This is a genomic window from Methylomonas fluvii, assembly GCF_014850975.1.
In the GTDB taxonomy this organism is placed as follows: domain Bacteria; phylum Pseudomonadota; class Gammaproteobacteria; order Methylococcales; family Methylomonadaceae; genus Methylomonas; species Methylomonas fluvii.
On sequence record NZ_JACXST010000003.1, the window covers coordinates 1,291,630 to 1,315,104 of the forward strand.

Annotated in this window: 19 protein-coding genes; 11 read left to right on the forward strand and 8 right to left on the reverse strand. The window is 53.3% G+C overall.

The window, feature by feature from the left end; genetic code table 11:
• Positions 1 to 227: 227 nt before the first annotated feature.
• Positions 228 to 518 carry a hypothetical protein gene (locus EBB_RS23520; RefSeq protein ID WP_192396078.1) on the forward strand — a complete coding sequence of 97 codons (291 nt, stop codon included), beginning with the start codon at positions 228 to 230 and terminating at the stop codon, positions 516 to 518.
• A 147-nt stretch (positions 519 to 665) separates the two neighbouring features.
• On the opposite strand, the gene EBB_RS23525 is transcribed toward EBB_RS23520, so the two are convergent.
• Positions 666 to 1,631, reverse strand: a complete 966-nt coding sequence (locus EBB_RS23525) for an MlaA family lipoprotein (protein WP_192396079.1) — start codon at positions 1,629 to 1,631, stop codon at positions 666 to 668.
• 236 nt (positions 1,632 to 1,867) lie between these two features.
• On the opposite strand from EBB_RS23525, the gene tfpB reads away from it, so the two are divergent.
• On the forward strand, positions 1,868 to 3,649 hold the full coding sequence (tfpB, locus tag EBB_RS23530; RefSeq protein WP_192396080.1) for a type IV pilus assembly ATPase TfpB: 1,782 nt from the start codon (positions 1,868 to 1,870) through the stop codon (positions 3,647 to 3,649).
• A 151-nt stretch (positions 3,650 to 3,800) separates the two neighbouring features.
• Here tfpB and EBB_RS23535 read toward each other — a convergent pair whose 3' ends face one another.
• Entirely contained in the window at positions 3,801 to 3,956 is a 156-nt protein-coding gene (locus tag EBB_RS23535; protein ID WP_165385973.1) for a hypothetical protein, read from the reverse strand.
• 204 nt (positions 3,957 to 4,160) lie between these two features.
• The gene (locus EBB_RS23540; RefSeq protein ID WP_171695887.1) at positions 4,161 to 4,877 is read right to left on the reverse strand and encodes a YebC/PmpR family DNA-binding transcriptional regulator; all 717 of its coding nucleotides are present in this window, start codon (positions 4,875 to 4,877) and stop codon (positions 4,161 to 4,163) included.
• Positions 4,878 to 5,105: 228 nt separating this feature from the next.
• Between EBB_RS23540 and EBB_RS23545 the strand changes: the two genes are divergently transcribed.
• On the forward strand, positions 5,106 to 6,119 hold the full coding sequence (locus EBB_RS23545) for an IS110 family RNA-guided transposase (RefSeq protein WP_192392543.1): 1,014 nt from the start codon (positions 5,106 to 5,108) through the stop codon (positions 6,117 to 6,119).
• Positions 6,120 to 6,536: 417 nt separating this feature from the next.
• Here the strand turns inward: EBB_RS23545 and EBB_RS23550 are convergent, their stop codons facing one another.
• From EBB_RS23550 to EBB_RS26250, 4 genes are all read right to left on the reverse strand, one after another.
• Complete coding sequence (locus EBB_RS23550; protein ID WP_192396081.1) at positions 6,537 to 9,785, reverse strand: bifunctional diguanylate cyclase/phosphodiesterase; 3,249 nt, start codon at positions 9,783 to 9,785, stop codon at positions 6,537 to 6,539.
• Between the two features lie 24 nt (positions 9,786 to 9,809).
• Entirely contained in the window at positions 9,810 to 10,439 is a 630-nt protein-coding gene (locus EBB_RS23555; RefSeq protein ID WP_192396082.1) for a biliverdin-producing heme oxygenase, read from the reverse strand.
• A gap of 117 nt (positions 10,440 to 10,556) precedes the next feature.
• Positions 10,557 to 11,120 carry an EAL domain-containing protein gene (locus tag EBB_RS23560; RefSeq protein ID WP_192396083.1) on the reverse strand — a complete coding sequence of 188 codons (564 nt, stop codon included), beginning with the start codon at positions 11,118 to 11,120 and terminating at the stop codon, positions 10,557 to 10,559.
• Positions 11,047 to 13,212: a sensor domain-containing protein gene (locus EBB_RS26250; protein WP_192396084.1), complete on the reverse strand. Its 2,166-nt coding sequence runs from the start codon at positions 13,210 to 13,212 to the stop codon at positions 11,047 to 11,049. Before EBB_RS26250 ends, EBB_RS23560 begins: the two co-directional genes overlap by 74 nt.
• A gap of 467 nt (positions 13,213 to 13,679) precedes the next feature.
• Here EBB_RS26250 and EBB_RS23570 point away from each other — a divergent pair, with 467 nt between their 5' ends.
• Positions 13,680 to 14,330: a DUF2076 domain-containing protein gene (locus EBB_RS23570; protein ID WP_192396085.1), complete on the forward strand. Its 651-nt coding sequence runs from the start codon at positions 13,680 to 13,682 to the stop codon at positions 14,328 to 14,330.
• Between the two features lie 314 nt (positions 14,331 to 14,644).
• On the opposite strand, the gene katG is transcribed toward EBB_RS23570, so the two are convergent.
• Positions 14,645 to 16,867 carry a catalase/peroxidase HPI gene (gene katG / locus EBB_RS23575; protein WP_225587730.1) on the reverse strand — a complete coding sequence of 741 codons (2,223 nt, stop codon included), beginning with the start codon at positions 16,865 to 16,867 and terminating at the stop codon, positions 14,645 to 14,647.
• 284 nt (positions 16,868 to 17,151) lie between these two features.
• On the opposite strand from katG, the gene EBB_RS23580 reads away from it, so the two are divergent.
• The 7 genes from EBB_RS23580 (at position 17,152) to EBB_RS23610 (ending at position 23,465) form a co-directional block, all read left to right on the forward strand.
• On the forward strand, positions 17,152 to 18,027 hold the full coding sequence (locus tag EBB_RS23580) for a LysR substrate-binding domain-containing protein (RefSeq protein WP_192396086.1): 876 nt from the start codon (positions 17,152 to 17,154) through the stop codon (positions 18,025 to 18,027).
• A gap of 426 nt (positions 18,028 to 18,453) precedes the next feature.
• A complete protein-coding gene (locus tag EBB_RS23585; RefSeq protein WP_225587732.1) occupies positions 18,454 to 18,735 on the forward strand; it encodes a hypothetical protein in 282 nt (93 codons plus the stop codon).
• Between the two features lie 58 nt (positions 18,736 to 18,793).
• Entirely contained in the window at positions 18,794 to 18,964 is a 171-nt protein-coding gene (hemP, locus tag EBB_RS23590; RefSeq protein WP_223146911.1) for a hemin uptake protein HemP, read from the forward strand.
• Between the two features lie 82 nt (positions 18,965 to 19,046).
• Entirely contained in the window at positions 19,047 to 19,832 is a 786-nt protein-coding gene (locus EBB_RS23595) for an energy transducer TonB (RefSeq protein ID WP_192396089.1), read from the forward strand.
• Positions 19,833 to 19,835: 3 nt separating this feature from the next.
• Positions 19,836 to 20,576: a MotA/TolQ/ExbB proton channel family protein gene (locus EBB_RS23600; protein ID WP_192396090.1), complete on the forward strand. Its 741-nt coding sequence runs from the start codon at positions 19,836 to 19,838 to the stop codon at positions 20,574 to 20,576.
• Positions 20,576 to 20,998: an ExbD/TolR family protein gene (locus tag EBB_RS23605; RefSeq protein WP_192396091.1), complete on the forward strand. Its 423-nt coding sequence runs from the start codon at positions 20,576 to 20,578 to the stop codon at positions 20,996 to 20,998. The genes EBB_RS23600 and EBB_RS23605 overlap by 1 nt, the downstream gene beginning before the upstream one ends.
• A 265-nt stretch (positions 20,999 to 21,263) precedes the next feature.
• On the forward strand, positions 21,264 to 23,465 hold the full coding sequence (locus EBB_RS23610; protein WP_192396092.1) for a TonB-dependent siderophore receptor: 2,202 nt from the start codon (positions 21,264 to 21,266) through the stop codon (positions 23,463 to 23,465).
• Positions 23,466 to 23,475: the final 10 nt, after the last annotated feature.

The following is a 23,475-nucleotide window of genomic DNA, read 5'->3' on the forward strand; positions in this document are numbered from 1 at the left end:
CCAGGTTCAGAAGAATGTCAAACACCAATTTCGGATATTGCCTGCGCTCAGCACAGCAAAGAAACCTCAGTCCGATAACGCCAACGATTGCCGACAATCTTCGCCAGCATTCGCTAGCCACTCCCGCTGACAAGCAGCTCGAAACTGACTAAAATGCAGGCGATTTTTCTGCTCAGCCGCCGGGAAACCCGGTTGCGATTAATCCACCGTATACGCCCGCAATCCACATGAACCACGAAGTTATTGCCACTAGGGTAGAACATGTCGCCATGGCGACAGGCATCATTGCCGGGCTATCGGCTGTCGCGGCGACAATAGCCACGCCGACCGGACTAAGCGCTTTTGGCGTGTGGTTGGGGCTGGTCGATGAACCTTTGATAGTAACCGTCGCGCCTATTCTGGATAAATTAGCTACGGTATGCGGCACCATTTCCGGCATGACCTACTTCTATGCTGTCAGGAAAAAGCGGCAAACCGCAAAGCAATCTGTATCCGAGAATTCCGCACCATCCGATTAGATCAAATTCGCGTAAACAACAAACCTCTGATTACCGCTGCGGCTTTGCTGCGTAGATCTGAGGAAAAAAAGGCTCTCTCAGTTACTAAACACTCAAAAGAGCTTACCTGGATAAAGCCGCATAGTGGGCCTTACCCAGGTCTTAATCTCACCTTCTACGTCTGTGTTTACTCAGTTTATCGAGCTTGTTTGAAGCTTCCTCAAACGATTGCAGCATGTTGTCAAAGGCATTGGTATCAGCAGTAGCGCCGACGGCAGGCTGAGTGGACGGTGACCCACTCTGTTCGGTCTTGTTCGTGGTGTCTAGCGATGGCTTGAGAACTTCCGAGCTATTGGGCTTAGGTTCAGCCGCAGCGTCAACGGTGTGATCAATATCCAGATCATAGTTCGCGCTGTCGCTTTTACCGTCGTTGACCAAATTGCGCCGATATTGCAGGAACGATTCCCGAGTAAACACATAGGGGTCTAAGGCAGCCTCATTGATAAAGTTCAACGCCCCTTCGGCATTTGCACGATCATTAATCCCCTCGAGAATACCAGTGCCCGGCAAGTAAGTACCTGGGTTAGCGGCTCTATCGAGGATGCCCGCGCCGCCATCGCGAATAGTGGTGGGTCCAAAAACCGGCAGCACCAAATACGCACCTTGCCCAACTCCCCACACGGCCAAAGTTTGCCCAAAATCTTCAACGTTGTTTTTTAAACCGACTTCGCTGGCGACATCTATTAACCCACCCACGCCAATGGTGGTATTGGTTAAAAAGCGTCCGGCGTCAGAAGCACTCTGTTGGAATTTACCCTGAAGGACATCGTTGAGCACCACGTTAATACCCTTCAAGTTGGTGAAGAAATTATTGACGCCGGTTTCCATGAAATCGGGTGTAATAAATTTGTAACCATCAGAAACCGGCTTAAAAAAATATTTGTCCAGTGTCATGTTAAACCCGTACATGGACCGGTTAAATCCCTCGTAAGGATCAGCATGGCCTGCCTCATAAACCGAAAGCTCGTCACGCTTTTCAGTACTCGCGCATCCGGGCAGCAGCACTGCACTGGTCAATAAACACACTTGTATCAAAAGTGCCCGGTTCTTGCCTGGATGCAATTGGGTAAACATCGCTTAAAAATCCTGAAAGTAGTTTGTTTCTGGAAGCTTTAATTGTATAGGGTTAAGATTTAAGCTACCCCAGCATTAAAGAATCGATTCGCTATTATAGCCCTTGTCGTCGTCTCACTTTGCTTTTTCGCAGTGTTCCATGCTCTGCGTAAAAATTCCACCGCCGAGCTTTAAATCTACACAGCATCCGGCATATTTGGCTAGACTAAACCCATATATCATAGCAAACCAGGCGCATGCGGGAAGAACACAAATCCGAAGACAGAAAGCTGGACATCAACCAGATCGTGAAGTGGCTGGAAGAGGACGGCATGTTATCCGCTAAGGATGTCGAAAAATGCCGGCAGTACGCGGTCGCCAAAATCAATCTCAACAAGCATCCGTTAAAGGTGTTAGCCGAGTGCGAACTCGCCGACCAAAGCCAGCTCGGCACCCCATTGACTCAAGAAGACTTGACCCAATGGCTGGCCATAAAGCTGGCTATGCCTTACTACTATTTCGACCCACTGAAAATCGACGTACCTACGGTCACTGCCTTGTTCAGTAAGGCTTACGCCGGCAATTACAATATTCTGCCGATCAAGATCGACGCCGATGAAATCGTAGTAGCCACCGCCGAACCCTTCATCCGTGCCTGGCAACTCGACCTGGCGAAGATGCACCACGGCAAGATTCGCTGTGTGTTTGCCAATCCAGACGAAATCAAACGCTATCTGGACGAGTTTTATAACTTTTCCAAATCGCTGAAAGGCGCACAAACGCATAACGACGGTCGCGCCGCAGAAGGCCAAAACTTCGAACAATTGGTTGAGCTGAGCAAAAGCGCCGATCTGGACGCGAACAATCAGCATGTGGTCAATCTGGTCAACTGGTTGTTGCAGTACGCCTTCGACCAGCGCGCCAGTGATATTCACATCGAGCCGCGCCGCCAGCAAGGCAATGTGCGATTCAGGATCGACGGCATTCTGCACAAGGTTTATCAACTACCGATGCCGATCATGAATGCGGTGTTAAGCCGCTTGAAGATTTTAGGCCGGATGAATATCGCCGAGAAACGCCTGCCGCAAGACGGCCGGATCAAGACCCAAAATAGCAACGGCAAGGAGATAGAATTAAGGCTTTCCACCATGCCAACTGCGTTTGGCGAAAAGCTGGTAATGCGAATTTTCGACCCGGAAGTCTTACTGCGCGATTACGAGCAGTTGGGCTTTAATAAACAGGAGCTGGCGATTTGGAACCGGATGACCAACCAGACCCACGGTATTATTCTGGTGACCGGCCCGACCGGTTCCGGTAAAACCACCACCTTGTATTCCACGCTAAAGCGTTTGGCCACATCGGAAATCAATCTGTGCACCGTGGAAGACCCCATCGAGCAAATAGAGCCGGCTTTCAATCAAATGCAGACTCAGGCCAATATCGGTTTGGATTTCGCCAGTGGGATTCGCACCCTACTTCGGCAAGATCCGGACATTATTATGGTCGGGGAGATTCGCGATTTGGAGACGGCGGAAATGGCCGTGCAAGCTTCGCTGACCGGACATTTAGTGATTTCCACTCTCCATACCAATAGTGCGCCAGCTGCGGTGACACGTTTGTTAAATCTTGGCCTGCCAGGCTATCTGATTCAGCAAACCATATTGGGGGTAATGGCGCAACGCTTGATAAGGGTGCTATGTGGGCAATGCAAAACCGCGACAACCGTAGACCAAGCAAAGTGGCAGGCATTGGTCGCGCCGTTTAAAGTCGCTACCCCTAAGCAAATTTATAAGGCTGTTGGTTGCAAGACTTGCCGCAATACCGGCTTTGCCGGACGTATCGGCATCTACGAAATTTTCGAAAACCAGCCGACCCTGCAAAAATTGATCGTGGAAGGCTGCGACACACTGTTGCTGCAACGCCAAGCGATCAGAGAAGGTATGCGCCCGTTGCGGCTAAGTGGTGCGGAAAAAGTTGCCGCCGGCATTACCACCATTGAGGAAGTGTTGCGGGTGGCGCCGGAACGGATAGATTTTTAAATCTGTCGATCAAATGCGAATTTATTGATCGCCTAGATTAAGATAAAGCCGAGAAGATGACAGCAGGCTCCGGAAAAACCGGCCTAAGCCGATGCATTATTTCCCTGCTAAAGCGATATAGGCCGATATAACCGCCCTATACTAAGCCAGCTCAATCCTGGCGTTTTTTCCGATTTACGTTGATGTTGCTCGCAACAGTCGTTGAAGCAAATAATGCCGATGAAAGAATAAATTCGCCTGACATAAAACCAATCACGCCGGTGATAAAAGCCAAACCGTTCAAAATATCTTTTTGTAAGTCATTCATTTTTGTTACTCCGTAATAAACACGCTTACACTATAAGATAGATATAATTCATTAACAATGCCATTGAATACGCATTATTTGTTTTACATTTAGAAACAATATCCGAATTATCACGCTAAAACAAGCAATGGCACAGCGTTGTAATGAATTCAGGAACCCTAAGGTTCCTGAATCCAATACCCAATTCACCGAACGGTTTTGCCCTTAATATTCGGCATCATGGAAAACATTTTGCACGTCATCCAGGTCGTTCAACATATCCAAAAATTTTTCGAACATCACCACATCGTCGCCGCTGATAGGGGTAACACTTCTAGGCATAAACTGAATTTCATCCACTTCAAAATCGATCTCGCCCAATAAATCCGTCAAGGCCTGCTTGGCTTTCGCGTAGTCGGCATGGGGGGTAAACACGGTCAACTTGCCATCTTCGTTTTCGATGTCGGACACATCGACATCCGCACTGAGCAAGGCTTCCAGTACGGCATCCTCGTCGTTGTGTTTAAACGCCAGGATTGCTGAATGATCGAACATATGACTGACAGCGCCTTGCGTACCGATCTTGCATTTCGTTTTGGTAAAACACAGCCGCACATCGCCAAACGTGCGATTGGGATTATCGGTCAAGCAATCGACGATCACCATACAACCGCCAGGCCCAAAACCCTCATAACGAGCTGGCGCAAAATCTTCCCCGCCACCGCCCTTGGCTTTATCGATAGCTTTTTCGATGACGTGAGTAGGCACTTGGTCTTTTTTGGCTCTATCGATCAAACCCCGCAAGGTCAAGTTGCCGGATGGATCAATACCGCCGGATTTGGCAGCCATATAGATTTCACGGCCATATTTGCTGTAAACCTTGGCCTTGGCGTCAGCCGTCTTGGCCATGGACACTTTACGGTTTTGATACGCTCTACCCATTCGACTTTTGCTCCCCGGATCGCTTGGCAAAAAAACCGCGATTCTACAGATAAGTATTTACTGTGGGAATTTTTTGACCGGCATATGCCAGGTCCGACTCTACAATGATGCTTAGACGCGCCCCAAAACTAATCCAGCCAGCTCTAAGGTGATGACATGGACTCCTCCTCACCCCTAGCGGTGTCACAATGCACCCGAAAATTTAAACGGGACAAAGAGGAGTCCGAAATGAATCGTAACGTAGTGGGTTTGGATATAGCAAAACAAGTGTTTCATCTGTTCATGATGCTCGAGGGCAAAGCGATCAAGCGGAAACTAAAGCGCTCGGAACTCCTGGAATTCATAGCTCAACTACCACCAAGCCTGATCGCGCTGGAAGCCTGCGGTGGTTCGCACCACTGGGCACGGTCGTTCCAAGCACTGGGTCATGAGGTCGTGCTATTGAACGCCCGTTACGTGAAAGCCTTCGTGGTGGGCAACAAAAACGATTTCAACGATGCCGAGGCGATCTTTACGGCGGCGCGGCAACCGAACAAACGTACGGTGGCCATTAAAAACATGGAACAACAAGACCTGGCCATGGTGCATGGCATTCGCCAAGGCAAAGTCGAGGAGCGTACGGCCTTGATCAATCAGATTCGCGGGCATTTGGCCGAGCGCGGGCTGGTGTTGCCGAAAAGTGCCCATCAGGTCAGAAAACAGTTGCCGTTGATGTTGGAAGATGCCGAGAAGCAACTGTCGACGCTCAGCCGCGCGCTGTTTGCCGAACAGTATCAAGCCCTGGTGGCGATTGATGAGGCCATCAAAACTATGGATCGGCAGATCGAAGCGCTGTGCCGGCAAAATGCCTTGAGCAAACGTCTGATTGCCATTCCGGGCATAGGCCCGCTCACCGCCACTTTGGCCGCCGCCGATGTGGGGGATGGCAAAGGTTATACGTCCAGTCGTGATTACGCCGCCAGTTTGGGCGTGGTGCCCAGACAGCATAGTAGCGGCGACCGCCAAGTCTTGCTCGGCATCAGCAAACGGGGTAATCGGCGCTTGCGCACCTTGTTGATCCACGGCGCCCGGGCGGTATTGAAATACTGCGGCGACAAGAGCGACCCGTTGAGCCGCTGGCTACAAGCCTTAATCGAACGGCGAGGCTTCAACAAGGCCGCCGTGGCCTTAGCTAACAAGAATGCCCGGATTATCTGGGCACTGGCCACTGGCTCTGGCGAATATGCGGCCCAAGTGGCTTGATTGAGTGATGTCCGAGTTGCCCACCCTTTGCCCAACGCCTCCACACGAGAGAAGGGTTCCGGCGTCGGGCAAAGCGTGGACAACTCTCAATCCGGTGATGCAAACGCTATAAACGAGTTCAACAGATTGCGGAGGCAAGTCACTCAAAAGTGATGACATTCAACAGGTCAGACCGGTGCTTTTAAATCCCGTTTAGCGCATAGGTTCTTTAGAAACCGTTAAGGTGTTAGTGGAAAAAGCGCGCGGATAGATTCATCAGGGTCCGAAGGTCAATCAAGCACCTTCATCAAGAGACCGAATATATGGCTGCAATCTCGATCTCTGTTGGAAACATTATTTTTGGGAATCTTGGCTGGCAATTGGGGAGGAGTCCATATAAGGCTCTAATCAAATCCGTCCTCAACGGGTTAAGAACCCTTAGGGTAACAAGCGTTCAAAACCATCTAACGGCAAAGGTTTACTGTAGAGATAGCCTTGAAATGTATGGCAACCATGATTTTCCAGAAACTGACGTTGTGCTTCGGTTTCCACTCCTTCGGCTATGACGTCCAAACCCAGATTATTGGCCATGGCAATAATCGTTTGGACGATCACGGTATCGTCCGGATCGATAGAAATATCCCGCACAAAGCTTTGGTCAATCTTCAATTGATCGATCGGTAGTTTTCTGAGATTGGATAGCGAGGAATTCCCGGTACCGAAATCATCCATTGAAAAACGCACGCCAATTTCCCTTAGCGCATGCATTTTGCGGATAGTCTCATCAATATCGTCCAGCACCAGACTTTCAGTTAACTCCAATTTCAACCGATTCGGATTGATATCGCTCTCTCGAATGATTTGCCGCACCACGTCGACGAAATCAGTTTGCCTAAACTGCCGCGCACTGACATTTGCTGCCAACTGCAAATGTTGAGTATGTGCGCTGCTTTCCCAAATCTTCAGTTGTCGGCAAACGGTTTCCAGTACCCAACGCCCTATCGGCACAATCAAACCGATATCCTCGGCCAACGGTATAAACTCAGCAGGTGAAATCAAACCGCGTTCGGGATGTTGAAAACGAATTAAGACTTCAGCACCGATAATATCCAACCCCTGCGAGACTTGCGGCTGATAATACAGTTGGAATTGCTTATTCGCTAAAGCACCGTGTAAATCCGCCTCCAATTTGACCCGCGCATTGATACTGGCCTGCATGGCCGGGTCGAAGAAACGTATGGTATTCCGCCCGGCTTTCTTGGCCTGGTACATGGCAATATCGGCTTGTTTCAGCAAGCTTTCTATGTCTGAATCCTGGTCGTTGAATAACACGGCACCGATACTGGGCGAATTGCGATATTCGTGGTCGGCAAGCCGGTAGGCTTGCGTCAAGGCAGTGAGGATTTTATTCGCTATCACTTCGGTCTGCGCGCAGGCATCAAGGACTTCATCGCTCAGATCGGTCAACATCACCACAAATTCGTCCCCACCCAGGCGCGAAACAGTATCGCCTTCGCGCACGCAAGCCACCAAGCGTTGCGCCACCAATTGCAACAATAAATCGCCCATGTCGTGACCGAGGGTGTCGTTTAAAGTTTTGAAATTATCCAAATCGATAAATAGGATGGCCCCCTCCCGCCCGCTACGCGCACTGGCAATCAGCGCTCGTTTCAAACGATCTTGCAGTAATCGGCGATTCGGCAACCCGGTCAACGGATCATAAAACGCCAAGCGCTCAATTTCCTCGGCAGCGGCTTTAATAGAGGTAATATCTACAAATGTGGCCACATAATTTTTGATGCAACCCGTCGGGTCTTTCACCGCACTGACGGCCAAGTGCATGGGAAAAACCGCGCCATCCTTACGTTTGCTAAAAATCTCACCTTCCCAGCCCCCTGAATTATTGACCCTTTCCCACATCTCCTGGTAATAGCCCACACCCTGCAAATCCAATTCCAATACCCGCGGATTCTTACCTACTACTTCGTCGCTGAGGTAACCGGTAATGCGGGTAAAGGCGTGGTTTACCCGCAATATCAAGCGATTCTCATCCAAAACCACGATGCCTTCCTGCGACTCGAAAGCGGTAGCCGCAATCCGCAGCTCCGCGTCCAATAGCTGTTGCTGTCTCAGCGCTTGCTCCAACCGGCTTTTTTGCGCCAAGCCCTCGGGCAAGGTCATCGCCAACATCCGGGCAATGTCAATTTGCACATGCGACCAAGGTTCGCTGCGACCCCGCCATAGTTCCGTCCACATTTCAAATGATTGGCGCGGCGTCAGTTGGTAGTTTCCGTTTTGATCCATCACCAAGCCTTTCTCGGCCTTGCCCGCCCAATTTACGGTACGCGGCTTTTCCTGCCTGAACCAAACTATGACATTGCGCATATCGCCGGGCAACGGTGTGGTTAATATCCCTGCGGCTATATCCTGGTATTTTTCTGCCGGTACAAAATCATTGGCAAGATGATCAGAACTAAATATCTGGCCGCTGGCTTGTTCGCCCAGCCAGAGCAATAAGGCCCCTAGATCTGCAGGCTTCAACACCTCGCCATAAACATGCCGTTTACCTTCCACCACAGCTACTATCCCGGTTGCATCCAGCAACGCCATCAACTGCGGCAATAACTTCTGCAGGACCAGTTGTTCGTGATCGGTAAAAATATAATTCAGCAACTCACCAATCACATGGTTAGCACTGGCAACGCAGTTGTACTGCTCCAAGGCCTCAATCGACGATAATTTCGACGACACCATCCGGCTTATAAACGTCACGGCTTCGCGTTGGGCAATCGACACGCGTTTTGCCGTGAAGTGATGACATGCTATCAATCCCCACAATCGGCCGTTTTGCAGCAAGGAAATCACCATCGAACCCTGCACACCGATATTGCGCAAATACTGGATATGTATCGGCGACAAACAGCGCAACGCCGAGTAAGTCATATCCAACGGCCGCTCTGTTACGGGATTGAGGCCAGGTAAAATCGGTACAGGCTCGGCATCAATATCGGCAACCAAGCGTACCAGATTACACGTATATAGCCGCCGTGCTTGTGGCGGAATGTCACTGGCCGGAAAGTGCAACCCCAGATAGGACGGCGCATGATCCACGCTATTTTGGCTGATCACTTGCCCGTTCCAATTAGAGTCAAACCGATAGATCATCACGCTATCGTAGCCGCTCATCCGCCGCACCAACAGCGCGACATCATCGAAATAGCGGGAGAAATCGCTATTCGCGTCGTATCGCAGCAATGATTCCTGCATTTCCATTAGCCATTCGGACAATCGCCCTTCCTGGTCGGCGTCGTGATCAGGCACGAGCTCCAGCACCAATAGCCCGTCACTCACATAAGCATGGGCCTGTAGATCAAGAGGGCCGTGGCATTGGGAGATGCTGAGTTTCCCGGCGGCAGTATTTTTACTCTGCGCCGATTGAAACATTTGCTCGATTTGCCCGGCAGTTTTTTCGCCGACCAACTCTTGAAGCGATTTGCCGCACACATCTCCGGTCAATTCGCTGAAAAATTCACTAACGTTGGCGCTGGCCTGTAACACCGGGTAAGGATGTTCGGCGCCCAGAACCAGTACGGCGCCGTGCGGTTGAATCTGCCCGATTTGGTGAATAGGCTCTGCCGCGCACTTTTCCAGCGCCTGTTGCAACGCCTGCTGATCAATATCCCCCATTAGACAAGACGGAGAACATGTAACTTACGAATAGGCATAATCATCCAACACCTGAATAAAGAATTGAAAGGTTTGGCAGGCGGCGTGCTCGGCAGCCAAGCGCTGGTTATCATCACCGGCAAGGTTTTCCGCAAACCGCAGAAAATCTTGCCACATAGGCCCGGTTTCCTGACCATAGCCGCGGTAAAAGCAGGCACCGGTCTCGCCGCTCAAGCCATGGTCTGCCTCTAGGCTACGCGAAATAAGCTGTCCGCCCAACATCGATCCCTCGATCACGTATAAAACCCCGGTATATTCACCCATACTGGCTACCTGCGGTGCCAGCGCGTTTTCAGCTATGTTGCATGCCTTGAGCGGGTCTATTCCCAAAAAAGCCAGATCGCGGCAAATCCAGGGCAGCTTAAGGCGTTGAGAATAGTCGAATTGACAGTCTTGAGAAGCCTGAAAGGCAATTAAACTGTCTTCCAAAGCCTGATAGAGATGGTAGTAAGCCGATAGCAGCTTTCGGTATTTATCCAGCGAATAGTCTGGTTGGGTGATTCCGACCAGCAAACTGTGTTGATTTAAACGGTTATGATAGTCATTGGTTGCGCCTTTTAACGCCTCGCGGACTGCCTGCCGGGAATTATGCGGATGTGTATCGGACGATTTCATTCGGAGCCTCGGCAAACCCAATTTAGTAAAAACAGCAGTGAACGGGAATATACCAACAATTCAGCGGAAGGCCAGGTGCATGCCTGATAGCCAGAGCGGCTACATTTACAGACGGGGTTAACACTTGGGCAAACGCCGGTTCCAGGCCATAAACTCCTCTATCGGCACCGGCTTACTGAACAAAAACCCCTGGCAGGCATGGCAGCCGTGCTGTTCCAGAAACAAGCGTTGCGCTTCGGTTTCGACGCCTTCGGCAATGACGTCTATCCCCAAATTGTGGGCCATACCGATGATGGTTTGTACGATCACCGCATCGCTGGTTTTGACACCAATGTTATGCACAAAGGAGCGGTCAATTTTTAGCTGGTCGAACGGCAACTGCGTCAGATAGGAAAACGACGAGTATCCGGTCCCGAAGTCGTCCAACGAAAAGCGCACGCCCATCTCTCGGAGTGCGTGCATTTTCAAGATCGTGTCGTTGATATTCTCAAGTACCAGACTTTCGGTCAGCTCCAGTTCCAGCAAGTCCGGTTGAACGCCATGGCTATCCAACACCCGTCGCACCTGCTCGACAAAATCCGCCGCTCTAAACTGGCGCGCACTGACATTAACGGCCAGCCGAAACTGCCGTGAATGCGCATGTCCCTCCCACTGCTTCAGTTGCGTGCAGGCGGCTTCCAATACGCACTGGCCAATCGGCAAAATCAGACTGGTTTTTCCGCCAAGGCAATAAACTCCAACGGCGACACCAAGCCGCGTTGCGGATGCTGCCAACGCAACAGCGCCTCGGCGCCCACCACCTCATGGTTTCGATAAATCTGCGGTTGAAAATACAGCCTGAACTGCTGATGAGCCAGAGCAAGAGCAAATCTTTTTCCAAATCGGCACGGGCAGTGGCCAGCGCCTGCATGCTCGGATCGAAGAAGCGCACGGTATTGCGCCCGGCTATTTTAGCTTGATACATGGCAAGATCTGCGTGCCGCAATAGCTCTTCTGCAAGTTCATGATCGCGGTACAAGCGAATGCCGATACTGGCCGAACAATGGAACTCATAACCGTTTACGCCGTAGGGACGCGCCAACGCGTCCAGCAATTTTTCGCCGACTTGCTTGGTTTGCATCGCGGCAAGCTCGACATCGGCGCTCAAATCTGAGAGCAACACCAAAAACTCATCACCACCCAGGCGGCCGACGATGTCGCATTCGCGCACGCTAGTGCGTAAACGCCGCGCCACTTCGACCAATAACTGGTCACCGGCATCATGGCCGCGTGTGTCGTTAAGCGTCTTGAAATTATCCAGGTCCAAGAACAGGATGGCGCCATACAAGCCGTTGCGGGCGCCGGCGACCGACTCCTGGCCCAAACGATCTTGCAGCAAACGCCGGTTAGGCAAATGGGTTAAAGGATCGTAATACGCCAAACGGTGGATTTCCGCCACCGCATCCTTGTTCTCGGTAATATCCGAAAATGTACCGACGTAATGGGTAATGCGGCCATCGGGTGCGACTACGGCGGCAATGGTCAGCCATTGGGCAACAATCAGGCCATTCTTATGCCGATTCCAGATTTCACCTTGCCAGTGGCTGGTTTCCTGTAATGAAGTCCAAATGGCGGTAAAAAATCCCTTGTCGTGCCGACCGGAGTCAAGTATGTGCGGCGTTTGCCCCAACACTTCTTCCGCTTCGTAGCCGGTCAGCGCGGTAAAAGCCCGATTCACTCGCAGGATCACCGCATCCGGAGAGGTGACGATCATCGCCGCCTGCGATTCGAAGGTGATGGCGCTGATACGCAGCATTTCTTCCACCTGCTTACGCTCGCTGATGTCCCGAATAATCGCAATACCTCCCACAATTTTGCCGGCGCCATCGCGCGACGGCGCGCAGGTCATGTCTATCACTATACCCGCGGCATCCAGCGCCGGCCTGAAATCGCCTTCATAACTCACCTTTTCACCGTTCAACGCCTGATGCAAAGCGGCGAGTATTGAATCGTCTTTAAAACCCTTAATATCCAATCCGACGACGTTATCGACGGTATTCTGCAAAATAGCGGCAAACGGTTCGTTACAGTAAGTAACGATCAGATCGGTGTCGTAATGAAAAATACCGATGGGCGAATGTTTCAGCAACAAGCGATAACGCTGCTCGCTGATACGCATAGCCTCTTCCCTTTCCGCGGCGTCGAGATGCAAGACAATATTCTCGGTGATGCTTCGATTGATGCGACGCAAGCTGATCACCATGAAGCACAGGTATAAAAACCCTGCCACGCTCATCGCCACAAACAATCCATTGCCGGAGATGAACAAGCGCACGATGATGGGCAGCAGCGAGCTCAAAGAAAATAGCACCGCGCTGAGCAGATCGGCGGAAAAGGCCACCACGCCGCCGGCAGACAAGCCTGCCAGCATGAAAACCAAAAAGAGCTGATGTTGCGAACTGTTGACAGGGAACATCAGAAAACCGGCCGCTCCCCACACCAAGCCCACGGCCAACACCCCAAGCCGAAACCTTTTCAACCAGAACCGAGTGCTTTCGCCCACTTCCGGTACGGCGGATCGATAAGCCTTGACCAGCAAAGTGCGGGAAACCGCCACCAACACGATCAGCGTCAACCAACTGAGAACCACGGGGGCCGCAATCATGTCGCGCTGCATATACGCCAGAATCGCCGTCAGCAGGGTACTGCTGATCAATGACACATTGCTTGCCGCAAACAGTTGCCGAAGCTGTGCCGCTTGAATTGCTGCTTGTTTGTTCGGATTACTGATCACGTATGATTTAGCGGCCGGCTACTAACTAACGACTGAATTAGGTTTGAAACGACTAGCGAAGCACTCTGGATTGTACGCTAACCGGACTAACAGGCAATGCTGTTTTTCGGCTGGCTGCTTTAACGGCGATATAGTCATCGCCGTTAAAATTTTGGTTTTTGTGATGCCCTCTCCCCGACCCTTTCCCGGCGATTACGGGAACGAATATTCCGAAATTTGTAATGCCAAAGCTAAAAGCGCAAGGCTCCGGCACATAGACTATCGCGCAGTTCGAAAAGGAACGGCAGCGATTGAATGCGTTGCTCTTCGCAGCACGAAAGAAGCAATATACGCCATCAACTATTTCACCCGGACTATTGAAACTTCCTAAACCGCACCCAACTGTTAAGGAAACTTTGCAGCCATTTTGCAGTCTTTGCCCATGCCGGCCTTTAGCCGGGTTATATCTTCACGATAGGAGTTATTGAATGAATTCACAGGAACGCAACCAGCTCAGCCAGTTTCTGAATCAACTGAACGACGTAAAGCTCACGCAAAAAGATGCCGAAGCCGAAGCGTTGATTAGAGATGAGGTTGCCAAACAACCCGATGCCGCGTATCTGCTGGTGCAACGCGCCTTGTTGCAGGATCAAGCTTTGACTGCGGCTAAAGCGCAAATCGCCGAGTTGCAAAATCAATTGCAAGCCGGTGCAAGCCCACAACGTGGTGGATTTCTCGGTAACGATCCCTGGGCTCAACCTGCCAACAATAGCGGAGCGGTGCCCGGTGCCGGTAATTATCAAATGCAACGCGGCGCCGCTTCGGCGCAAGCGCCCGGCTTTTTCGGTGGTGGCGCCGGTGGCAGTTTTTTGGGCAACGTCGCGACCACGGCAGCGGGTGTCGTCGCCGGTTCGTTTTTATTCCAAGGCATTGAAAGTCTGATGGGGCATCACGGCTCCAGCGCCTGGGGCCAGCAAGCAATGGGCGAACACAGCGGCGCTCAGGAACAAACCGTGGTCAACAACTATTACGGCGACGACGCCATCCAGCAAGCCAATTTGGAGAATAGTGACGATTTTTCACTTAGCGACGCAGACTACAGCGTGCCGGACGACAGCGACAATTCCGACTGGATTTAATTTAATTCACCTTGAGTTCTCCCTCTCAGGGCAGTCTTTGGACTGCCCTTTTTTTAACTTTTCCTGTGAGAGACCCGGGTGCCACTTGGCACAAACTGACGTGTTTGCGGGTTGAAACTAGCCTGTTATTAACCCGGCGCTTAAATACCGTTCGCCCCGTCGAAGAGCGCACTAGCCAGGGCTTCGACGGCCTCAGCCTGAACGGCATACTGCTGATAAATAGGGCCGGGTATAAATTGACGATGAAAGGCGTTTTGCGCAAGGCACCCAACTTAACCCAATCTCGGCCAAATTGGGTGCCTTGCAAGCCAAGCTCAGCGTTTATCGAATCGATCCAAGTCCATCACTTTAGCCCAGGCATTGGCAAAATCCTGCACGAATTTTTCCTTGCCATCTGCCGAGGCATAGACTTCCGCCACCGCCCTTAACTCGGAGTGGGAACCGAAGATCAAATCGACTGGCGTGGCGGTCCATTTAACTTGATCGCTGGCCCGGTCCCGTCCTTCGTAAATGCCTTCGCTAGCTGACTTGGTCCATTTCGTGGACATATCCAGCAGATTAACGAAGAAGTCGTTGCTGAGCGTACCCGGATGGCTGGTGAACACCCCGTGTTTAGCATGGCCGGCGTTCGCATCCAAGGCGCGCATGCCGCCCACCAACACCGTCATTTCCGGCACGCTTAAGGTCAGAAAATTCGCGCGCTCCACCAGAATTTCCGCCGGCGAATGCGCATTGTCTTTGCCAAAGTAATTTCGGAAACCGTCGGCTTTGGGCTCCAACACCGCCACGGAATTGACGTCGGTTTGCTCTTGCGCCGCATCCATCCGCCCCGGTTTGAACGGCACTTGCACTTTGTAACCGGCTTTTTTGGCCGCCTCCTCCACCGCCGCCGAGCCACCGAGCACGATCACATCGGCCAGCGACACTTTTTTACCGCCTTTCAAGGAGCGGTTGAATTCGGTTTGGACGGCTTCCAATTTTGCCAGCACTTTGGCTAGTTCGGCCGGATCATTGGCCTCCCAGTCTTTTTGCGGCGCTAACCGAATCCGTGCGCCATTGGCGCCGCCGCGCATATCGGTGCCTCGGAACGTGACAGCGGACGCCCAGGCCGTTTTTACCAACTCGGGAATCGTCAGATCCGCAGCCAAGACGGCTGCCTTCAATTTGCCGGCATCCTTAGCATCAATCAATTTATGATCGGCTTTGGGGATAGGATCCTGCCAGATGAAGTCTTCAGCCGGCACTTCCGCACCGACATAGCGGGCCTTGGGCCCCATGTCGCGGTGGGTCAGCTTGAACCAGGCCTTGGCGAAAGCCGCCTCAAATTCTTTGGGATTATCCAAAAAGCGTTTGGAAACTTTTTGGTAATCCGGGTCCATTTTCAAAGCAATATCGGTGGTAAACATGATCGGCGGATGGCGTTTGCTCTGATCATGGGCATCCGGTACAAAGTTATCGCCCTTGCCGTCTTTGGGTATCCATTGCGTGGCACCGGCCGGACTTTTGCTTTGTTGCCAATCGAAAGTGTATAGCCAGGTCAGATAGTCGTGGGTCCATCGCGTAGGGTTGGTCGACCAGGCGCCTTCCAGGCCGCTACTGACGGTATCGACACCGTTGCCGGCACCGCATTTATTCGCCCAGCCCAAACCTTGTTCCTCAACACCGGCAGCGGCGGGCTCTTTGCCCACGCATTCATCGGGTTTATGCGCGCCATGCGCCTTGCCGAAGGTATGGCCGCCGGCGATCAGGGCCACGGTTTCCTCGTCGTTCATCGCCATCCGGCCGAATGCTTCGCGGATGTGTTTGGCGGCGGCTAAGGGGTCAGGATTGCCCCCTGGACCTTCCGGATTGACATAAATCAAGCCCATTTGCACGGCGGCCAGCGGTTTCGCCAAATCACCTTTACCGTCGTGGCGCTCGTCAGCCAAAAATTTCTTTTCGGTACCCCAATTGACCACTTCTGCCTCCCAATCGTCGGCGCGACCACCGGCAAAACCCAGAGTCTTGAAGCCCATATCTTCCAAGGCCACATTGCCCGCCAGCACCATCAGGTCGGCCCAGGACAGTTTGGCGCCGTACTTTTGTTTAACCGGCCACAACAGGCGGCGGGCTTTATCCAGATTGACGTTGTCCGGCCAGCTATTCAGTGGCTCAAAGCGTTGCTGACCGCCGGATGCTCCGCCGCGGCCGTCAAAAATGCGGTAGACGCCGGCACTATGCCAGGCCATGCGAATGAAAAACGGCCCATAGTTACCATAATCCGCGGGCCACCAGGGCTGAGAGGTATGCAGCACGCTGGCAATGTCTGCTTTCACGGCTTTCAAGTCCAGAGTTTTGAATTGCTCGGCATAATTAAAGGCTTTGCCCAAGGGGTTGGATTCGGCGGCGCTCTGCCGCAGCGGTTGCAGATTCAGTTGCTCCGGCCACCAGAAACTGTTCATAGTCGGTTCCGGCTCGGCCAGCACAGTTGTGGGGGTCAACGCCGTTGATATGGCTAGCGCCAATGTGGATGCCAGGAAAATTTGTTTGCTTGTCATGGTGCACCTCTGTTCCTTGTTGTGATTTAAGATAAAACCAGCCGTTGTTTTTTTGTTTTAAAGACCGCAAGGGATTAACTGTAGCGGCATTTAGTTGCATCGGCACCCTGTCCCTTCAGAAAAAACGGGATCGGTGGACATATTCAACGGGAGATTGCCCGCAAACTGAAATTGATTTCCTCGATGGGCCGATAGGCCAAGTCAATAATAGGCGCTTCCGAGCTGGTATGATTCCGGTTCGGGTGCGATTTCGGAACACTTAACTCAACAGCGGATAACAGTCGATGAACTTGCGGGATTTAAGCTATCTAGTGGCCGTAGCGGAATTGAAAAACTTCAGCCAAGCGGCTGAGCATTGTTCGATTAGTCAGCCTACGTTGAGCACGCAGATCAAGAAACTCGAGGATTATTTAGGCGTGGATTTGTTCCTGCGCGAAAAAAATGCGGTGGAAACCACCGAAACTTGTCGGGAAATTTTACCGATCGCCCGCCGCATACTGGACGATGCGCGCTCCATTCGCCAAATCGCCGCCCACGCCAGTGACCGGCATCGCAACATGCTGTCGTTGGGCGCATTTCCTTCGCTGGCAAGTTACGTGTTGCCGGAATATGTCTTTCGCATCAAGCAACATTACCCAGAGCTGAAACTCCAACTGGTCGAGGAAAAAACCAACGCTCTCATAGCTTTACTGCTCGACAAAAAGCTGGATGCGGCCTTGCTGGCCTTACCTGTCGAACAGGCGAACCTGGAATCGCGAACCTTGTTCGAAGACCCTTTCACCCTGGCGGTATGCGCCGACCATCCCCTTGCTGAGCAGGCGGAAATTGACCTGAACACGGTGGCCAAAGAAAATCTACTGTTGTTGGATGAGGGTCATTGTTTACGGGATCAGGCGCTAAAATTATGCCATCCGTCCCGCTTTGTGGAGCACGACTTCCGGGCATCCAGCCTGGAAACCTTGCGTTTCATGGTCAAAAACGGCGTCGGTGTGACGCTGATGCCTTCGGTCGCCGTGCAGCCGGATGATAATGACATTCGTTATATCAAAATCCGTCAACGGCCCAGCCGGCAAATCGCCCTGGTCTGGATCAAGAATCATCCCCGTAGCGAACTACTGGAAACGCTGGCCGGACTGCTGGCTTATAAACCGCTGCCCTAAAGCTAAATATTAAACCGGCCGTTGAATACAGCTGACCCTGTAGAGAAGGGTACACCCGCTTGGGCTTCGACGAGCCCGAACGGCATACCCGCAATAAATAGGGTCGGGTTAATAAAAACGGAATCCACGCTATCAGCCGGACGCAAGGTGGCGACTTGCGCTGCCATTTGCAGCCGTATTCTCAAATCATTTACCGCAAACAAAACACTTCTATCGCATTCCGCATAGCATTGGCCCTGCCTATCGCTTCCTGACAAATTCCCAAACCACTAACAGCAAAATACTTTTGCTTGACAAGAAGATGATAATCATTATCATTTGTATCCGACAGTCTTCTCTCGTGCTGTCATTGCCGCACCTGCACAGCCTCCTAAGTTATCCAGTGTGCGGCAATTTATTTTCTAACTTATGCAACCCGAGGTCATCATGTTCGAAGACAACTCTATCGGCGCGCCGAAAAGCCGCGATGTGGCGCAAATTCATGCCGCGACCTGCGTGTTAATGACCCAATTCATCAACGGCCATCACAACCCCAAGCTTGCACATCTGATCGTACAGCAATTGGGCCGGTTACTGAGCCATCCGGAACTGGAACACAGTGCTTCCAGCCGGGACATGTATCTGCAATTGCTGGAACACTGGCAAACAGTCACCAACCTGTTGTTAGAGCGAAAAACAGCTCGCCAGCAGCCGGTAGCGGCGCATTGAGCGGGTTTGGCATTTATTCGTCATCATTTTTAGTCTTATGAAAAATCCGTCTAACCCAATGCGACTTGACCCGTTAACCGCCGACACGCCACCGGAAATACCACAAGCCAGGCAGCGCCTTAATAGCCGTTTATTGTTCGGCACCCAAAACGAAATTGTCATCGAACACCAGGGTGACGAATATCGCTTACGCATTACCAGTAACGGCAAATTAATTTTGACCAAATAAACTGCAACACCCGACAACACTAGCCAGCCAACCTCAGGGTAGCCAGCCAATCGTTTTCAGATCCGTTAATCGAGAGGCCTGTATGTTACCGACCGCCAGTTTTCGCCAGCTTGCTTGCCTGGCCCCCATGCGCCTCGTAGCCAGCGAAGGGCCGTATAAATCGATAGCCACAATACAAAAAGCCGAATATAACGAACGCGGCCTGGGCTTTCTCATCGCCCTTGGCCTACATTTAGCCTGGTTCGGCCTCATGCCGAACAGCGAGAAACCGCAGCCTATTACTCCGCCGCAACCTATCATGGTGCAGTGGCTAGGCGACACCCAAACGCAACAGGCACCGGCCAAACCACCGGTACAACAAGCCCAGCCAACCCCGGAAAAAACCGTCAGTAAACCCAAAACGCCGCCCAAACCGGTTAAAAAACCCAATCTCGTCTCGACCGCCAGTCACGCACCGGCAGCAATGGCAGCCCCCGAACCGACGCCGGAACCGCCTCGATCAGAACCCGCGCCAACAGCCGCAACGTCCGCACCAGCCCCGGCACCCAGTTCGGCCAGCACCAGCGAAACCGCATCGGCGCCGATGACTTTGCCCAACCTGAACGCCGACTACTTGAACAACCCGGCCCCGGCTTATCCCAGCGCATCGCGGCAACTCGGCGAACAAGGCAAGGTATTGCTGCGGGTATTGGTCAATACCGACGGCGCGGTCGAGCAAGTCACGCTGCGTAAGTCCAGCGGCCACGAACGCCTGGATCAAGCCGCCCAGGAAACCGTCCAAAAATGGCGTTTCGTCCCCGCTCGCCGCGGCGACCAGGTGGTTTCCGCCTGGGTCGTGGTTCCCGTTTCATTCTCTCTCGAAGGATAAATCATGGCACTCAATCAAAGTCTCGACCATTTCCTGGCGCAAACCGACAGTGTCGGCGCCTTCCTGTTCAGCTTGCTAATCATCATGTCGGTCGCCAGCTGGTATTTCATCGTCGTCAAAGCCTGGCACGCCATCCAGGTCCGCCGCCGCGCCGAATTGTTTTTACAGAAATTCTGGACCAGCGAGACGCTAAGCGACGTAGCCGGCCACTTGCCCGACGGCGCCCAAACCGACCCGTTTTCCAATCTGACCCGCCACGCGCTGGCCGCCTCGCAACATCATGCCCGCCACGGCAGCCACGGTTTGCAACAGGCCGGCTCGACGGCGGAATTCCTCACCCGCTCGATGCGCCGGGTTATCGACGAGGAAACCGCGCAGCTGGAATGGGGCTTAACCGCGTTGGCCTCCATCGCCAGCACCGCACCGTTTATCGGTTTGTTCGGTACGGTCTGGGGTGTTTACCATGCCCTGGTCAACATCGGCCAAGGCGGACTAGGTGGTTTAGACCAAATCGCCGGTCCGGTCGGCGAGGCGCTAATCATGACCGGCTTAGGTTTGGCAGTCGCGATCCCAGCGGTGTTGGCTTATAACGATTGCGTGCGCAGCAATCGCTTGTTGCTGGCGCGCTTGGACGGCTTCGCCCACGATTTGTTTGCGTTCCTGACCACCGGCGCCACCATCGCCAGCGATCCGTCCGCCGCTATTGCCGGCGTCGAACTGGCCTTCGCCACCGGAGAACACTAATGGCATTCGGCGGCTTCGATCAAAACAAGGGCGGCGGCCACACCGTCGCCGAAATCAACATGATCCCGTTAATCGACGTGATGCTGGTACTGCTGGTGATCTTCATGATCACCGCGCCGCTGATGACCCATGCGGTGAAAATCGATCTACCCAAAGCCAGCAGCGTGCCACAGCAGCCCAGCGACGACCCGGTAGCACTGTCGGTGGACGGCGAAGGCCAGTTATTCTGGAACCAGGAGCCAATCGACCGCGCGGTCTTGAATCAACGGCTGGCGGAAATCGCCCAAGCGCCGCAGCAACCGGAACTGCATATTCGCGCCGATCAAAACGTGCCGTACCACTTCGTCGCCGAAACCCTGGCGGACGCCGCCAAGGCCGGGGTCAGTAAGATCGGTTTCGTGTCCGAGCCGGAGAAAAAATAGCGCTTAAAACCCCGGCGCTTTGCCAACTTGTATGACCGGGGTCATAAATACAAAAAAATTCGCCGGCTTTGGGACGTCTGGCAGATAGGTCAGGCAAGGATGCCGCCTTGTCATGGTAACTAAGTAAAGCCCCTGTCTGCCGGACATCCCAAAACCGGAAACAAAAAACGCTACCCGTTTTCCGACGGGTAACGAACAAACCCGCCACCCAGCCCCCGCCAGGTAGCCATGACGTTAACGACATTGCTAACCCGACGGAGCACGCATGCCCCAACCCAATTCCCACCGCCGGCACGAGCCGGCGGACTCCCGAGCACTGATAGCGGCGCTGCCGCTGGCCGCCGCGCTGCTCTGCCCAGCGCCGGCCGCGGCAAAGGATACCGACAAGGATTCGTCGGCCGACAAGGATGTCACCCTACCCGTTGTCGAAGTCAAAGAGCACAGTACACGCCGCGACGTCGGCTTCGTGGCGGCCGCCTCCAGCGCCGCCAGCAAGACCGACACCCCACTGCTGGAAACGCCGCAGTCGGTGTCGGTAGTCACCGACGACCAACTGGAAGCGCAAAACGTCGGCACTATCGCTGAAGCCCTGCGCTACACGCCGGGCGTGCAAAGCGAATCGTTCGGTTTCGAACCTCGCACCACTTATTTAAAAATGCGCGGTTTCGACGTGACCGAGACCGGCCTGTTTCAGGACGGCTTAAAGCTGGTCAATCCCGGCTTTGCCGTCAGTTACAACCTGGAGCCGTTCGGCGCCGAGCGCATCGAGATACCGCGCGGCCCCGCTTCGGTGCTGTACGGCCAAGCCGGCGCCGGCGGCCTAGTAAACTTCGTTTCAAAGAAGCCGATCTTCGGCGCCTTCGGCGGCGACATCAAATTCGAGGCCGGCAACTACGACCGCTTGCAAGGCGAGCTGGATCTGCACGGTTCGCTGGACCGGCCCGGTAGCTTGGCGGCCCGGCTGGTGGCCTTGGGCCGCGACAGCGGAACTCAAGTCGACGCTATCGACGACAACCGGATTTATCTGGCGCCGTCGCTGACCTGGAAGCCGGATGAACGGACCACGCTGACCTTTTTAAGCCATTACCAGCAAGACCAAACCCAGCCGTCGCAACGCTATCCGGCGGCCGGGACCTTGTTCGGCAATCCGAACGGACCACTGCCCAGCAACCGCTTCACCGGCGAACCGGGCGTCGATCGATACGATCGCGAACAGTTTTCGGTCGGTTACCTATTCGAACACCGCTTTAACGACAAACTGGCGATTCGGCAAAACACCCGATATTACGACAATACACTGGACGCGCGCAGCGTTTACACGGCGGCGCTATTGGCCGACCAACGCACCATCAGCCGCTACTATTACGAAATTGACGGCCGCGTGCAGGGATTTAGTCTGGACAACCAAGCCGAATTGAAATTGGCGACCGGGCCTATTGCCCAAACCTTGCTGGCCGGCCTGGATTTTCAACATACCGACGCGATCTATGTGTTGCCGTTCGGTAGCGCACCGAATCTTGATCTGTACGCGCCGGTTTACGGCGCGGCGGTACCGGCCGCGTCGCCTTACCAAAACGACGTCTCGGTGCAGGACCAGATCGGCTTATATTTGCAGGATCAAATTAAACTGACCGAAAAATGGCGGCTGACCTTGGGTGGCCGTTACGATCTGGCCGACAGCGCCACCACCGGTCGTTTGGGCGGATCGGCCAGCGGCCAGCAGGATGAAAAGGCGACCGGTCGCGCCGGCTTGGTTTATCTGGCCGACAATGGCTTGGCGCCGTATTTCAGCTACGCCACCTCCTTCCTGCCGGCGCTCGGCCGCGACGCCTTGACCGGGCAAACATTCCAGCCGGAAACCGGCGAACAATACGAATTCGGCGTCAAATACCAACCCAGGAACCAGCAAAGTTTCGTCAGCCTGGCCTATTTCGACCTGACCCGCGACAACTACCTGACCACCGACCCAACCAGTTTCCAGAACGTGCAGAAAGGCAGCGCCCATTCGCGCGGTATCGAATTGGAGGGCTTGGCCAGTCTGGATAACGGCCTGAATGTGACGGCCAGTTACAGTTATTTGGATGCCACCGTCACGAAAAGCTCGTTTGCCAGCGAAGTCGGCGAGCGTCTGGAGTACGTGCCGGACCACAAGGCCACGCTATGGGCCGATTACACCTTAGCCAACGGCCCGGCCAAGGGCTGGGGCATCGGCGGCGGCGCCCGATACATCGGCACCTCGTACGGCAACAACTATTACGGCCGCAACACCAGCGAGGTGCCGAGTTACGTGTTGTTCGACGCCAGTCTGCATTACACCTGGAAGCAGCTACAACTGGCCTTCAACCTGCAAAACGCGCTGGACAAGGAACACGTGACGTCGGCCTTCGATTACGGCAGTCCGGCCGACGGCTTTGCCTCTTACGGCATGCGCCGGGTGATCACCGGTTCGGTCAAGTACAGTTTCTAAGGGTTGGTAA

What these genes read in the sequence shown, in the direction of transcription:
- EBB_RS23520 (WP_192396078.1), top strand. Translation starts at nt 228, where the DNA reads ATGAACCACGAAGTTATTGCCACTAGGGTAGAACATGTCGCCATGGCG.
- EBB_RS23525 (WP_192396079.1), bottom strand. Translation starts at nt 1,631, where the DNA reads ATGTTTACCCAATTGCATCCAGGCAAGAACCGGGCACTTTTGATACAA.
- tfpB (WP_192396080.1), top strand. Translation starts at nt 1,868, where the DNA reads ATGCGGGAAGAACACAAATCCGAAGACAGAAAGCTGGACATCAACCAG.
- EBB_RS23535 (WP_165385973.1), bottom strand. Translation starts at nt 3,956, where the DNA reads ATGAATGACTTACAAAAAGATATTTTGAACGGTTTGGCTTTTATCACC.
- EBB_RS23540 (WP_171695887.1), bottom strand. Translation starts at nt 4,877, where the DNA reads ATGGGTAGAGCGTATCAAAACCGTAAAGTGTCCATGGCCAAGACGGCT.
- EBB_RS23545 (WP_192392543.1), top strand. Translation starts at nt 5,106, where the DNA reads ATGAATCGTAACGTAGTGGGTTTGGATATAGCAAAACAAGTGTTTCAT.
- EBB_RS23550 (WP_192396081.1), bottom strand. Translation starts at nt 9,785, where the DNA reads ATGGGGGATATTGATCAGCAGGCGTTGCAACAGGCGCTGGAAAAGTGC.
- EBB_RS23555 (WP_192396082.1), bottom strand. Translation starts at nt 10,439, where the DNA reads ATGAAATCGTCCGATACACATCCGCATAATTCCCGGCAGGCAGTCCGC.
- EBB_RS23570 (WP_192396085.1), top strand. Translation starts at nt 13,680, where the DNA reads ATGAATTCACAGGAACGCAACCAGCTCAGCCAGTTTCTGAATCAACTG.
- katG (WP_225587730.1), bottom strand. Translation starts at nt 16,867, where the DNA reads ATGACAAGCAAACAAATTTTCCTGGCATCCACATTGGCGCTAGCCATA.
- EBB_RS23580 (WP_192396086.1), top strand. Translation starts at nt 17,152, where the DNA reads ATGAACTTGCGGGATTTAAGCTATCTAGTGGCCGTAGCGGAATTGAAA.
- EBB_RS23585 (WP_225587732.1), top strand. Translation starts at nt 18,454, where the DNA reads ATGTTCGAAGACAACTCTATCGGCGCGCCGAAAAGCCGCGATGTGGCG.
- hemP (WP_223146911.1), top strand. Translation starts at nt 18,794, where the DNA reads ATGCGACTTGACCCGTTAACCGCCGACACGCCACCGGAAATACCACAA.
- EBB_RS23595 (WP_192396089.1), top strand. Translation starts at nt 19,047, where the DNA reads ATGTTACCGACCGCCAGTTTTCGCCAGCTTGCTTGCCTGGCCCCCATG.
- EBB_RS23600 (WP_192396090.1), top strand. Translation starts at nt 19,836, where the DNA reads ATGGCACTCAATCAAAGTCTCGACCATTTCCTGGCGCAAACCGACAGT.
- EBB_RS23605 (WP_192396091.1), top strand. Translation starts at nt 20,576, where the DNA reads ATGGCATTCGGCGGCTTCGATCAAAACAAGGGCGGCGGCCACACCGTC.
- EBB_RS23610 (WP_192396092.1), top strand. Translation starts at nt 21,264, where the DNA reads ATGCCCCAACCCAATTCCCACCGCCGGCACGAGCCGGCGGACTCCCGA.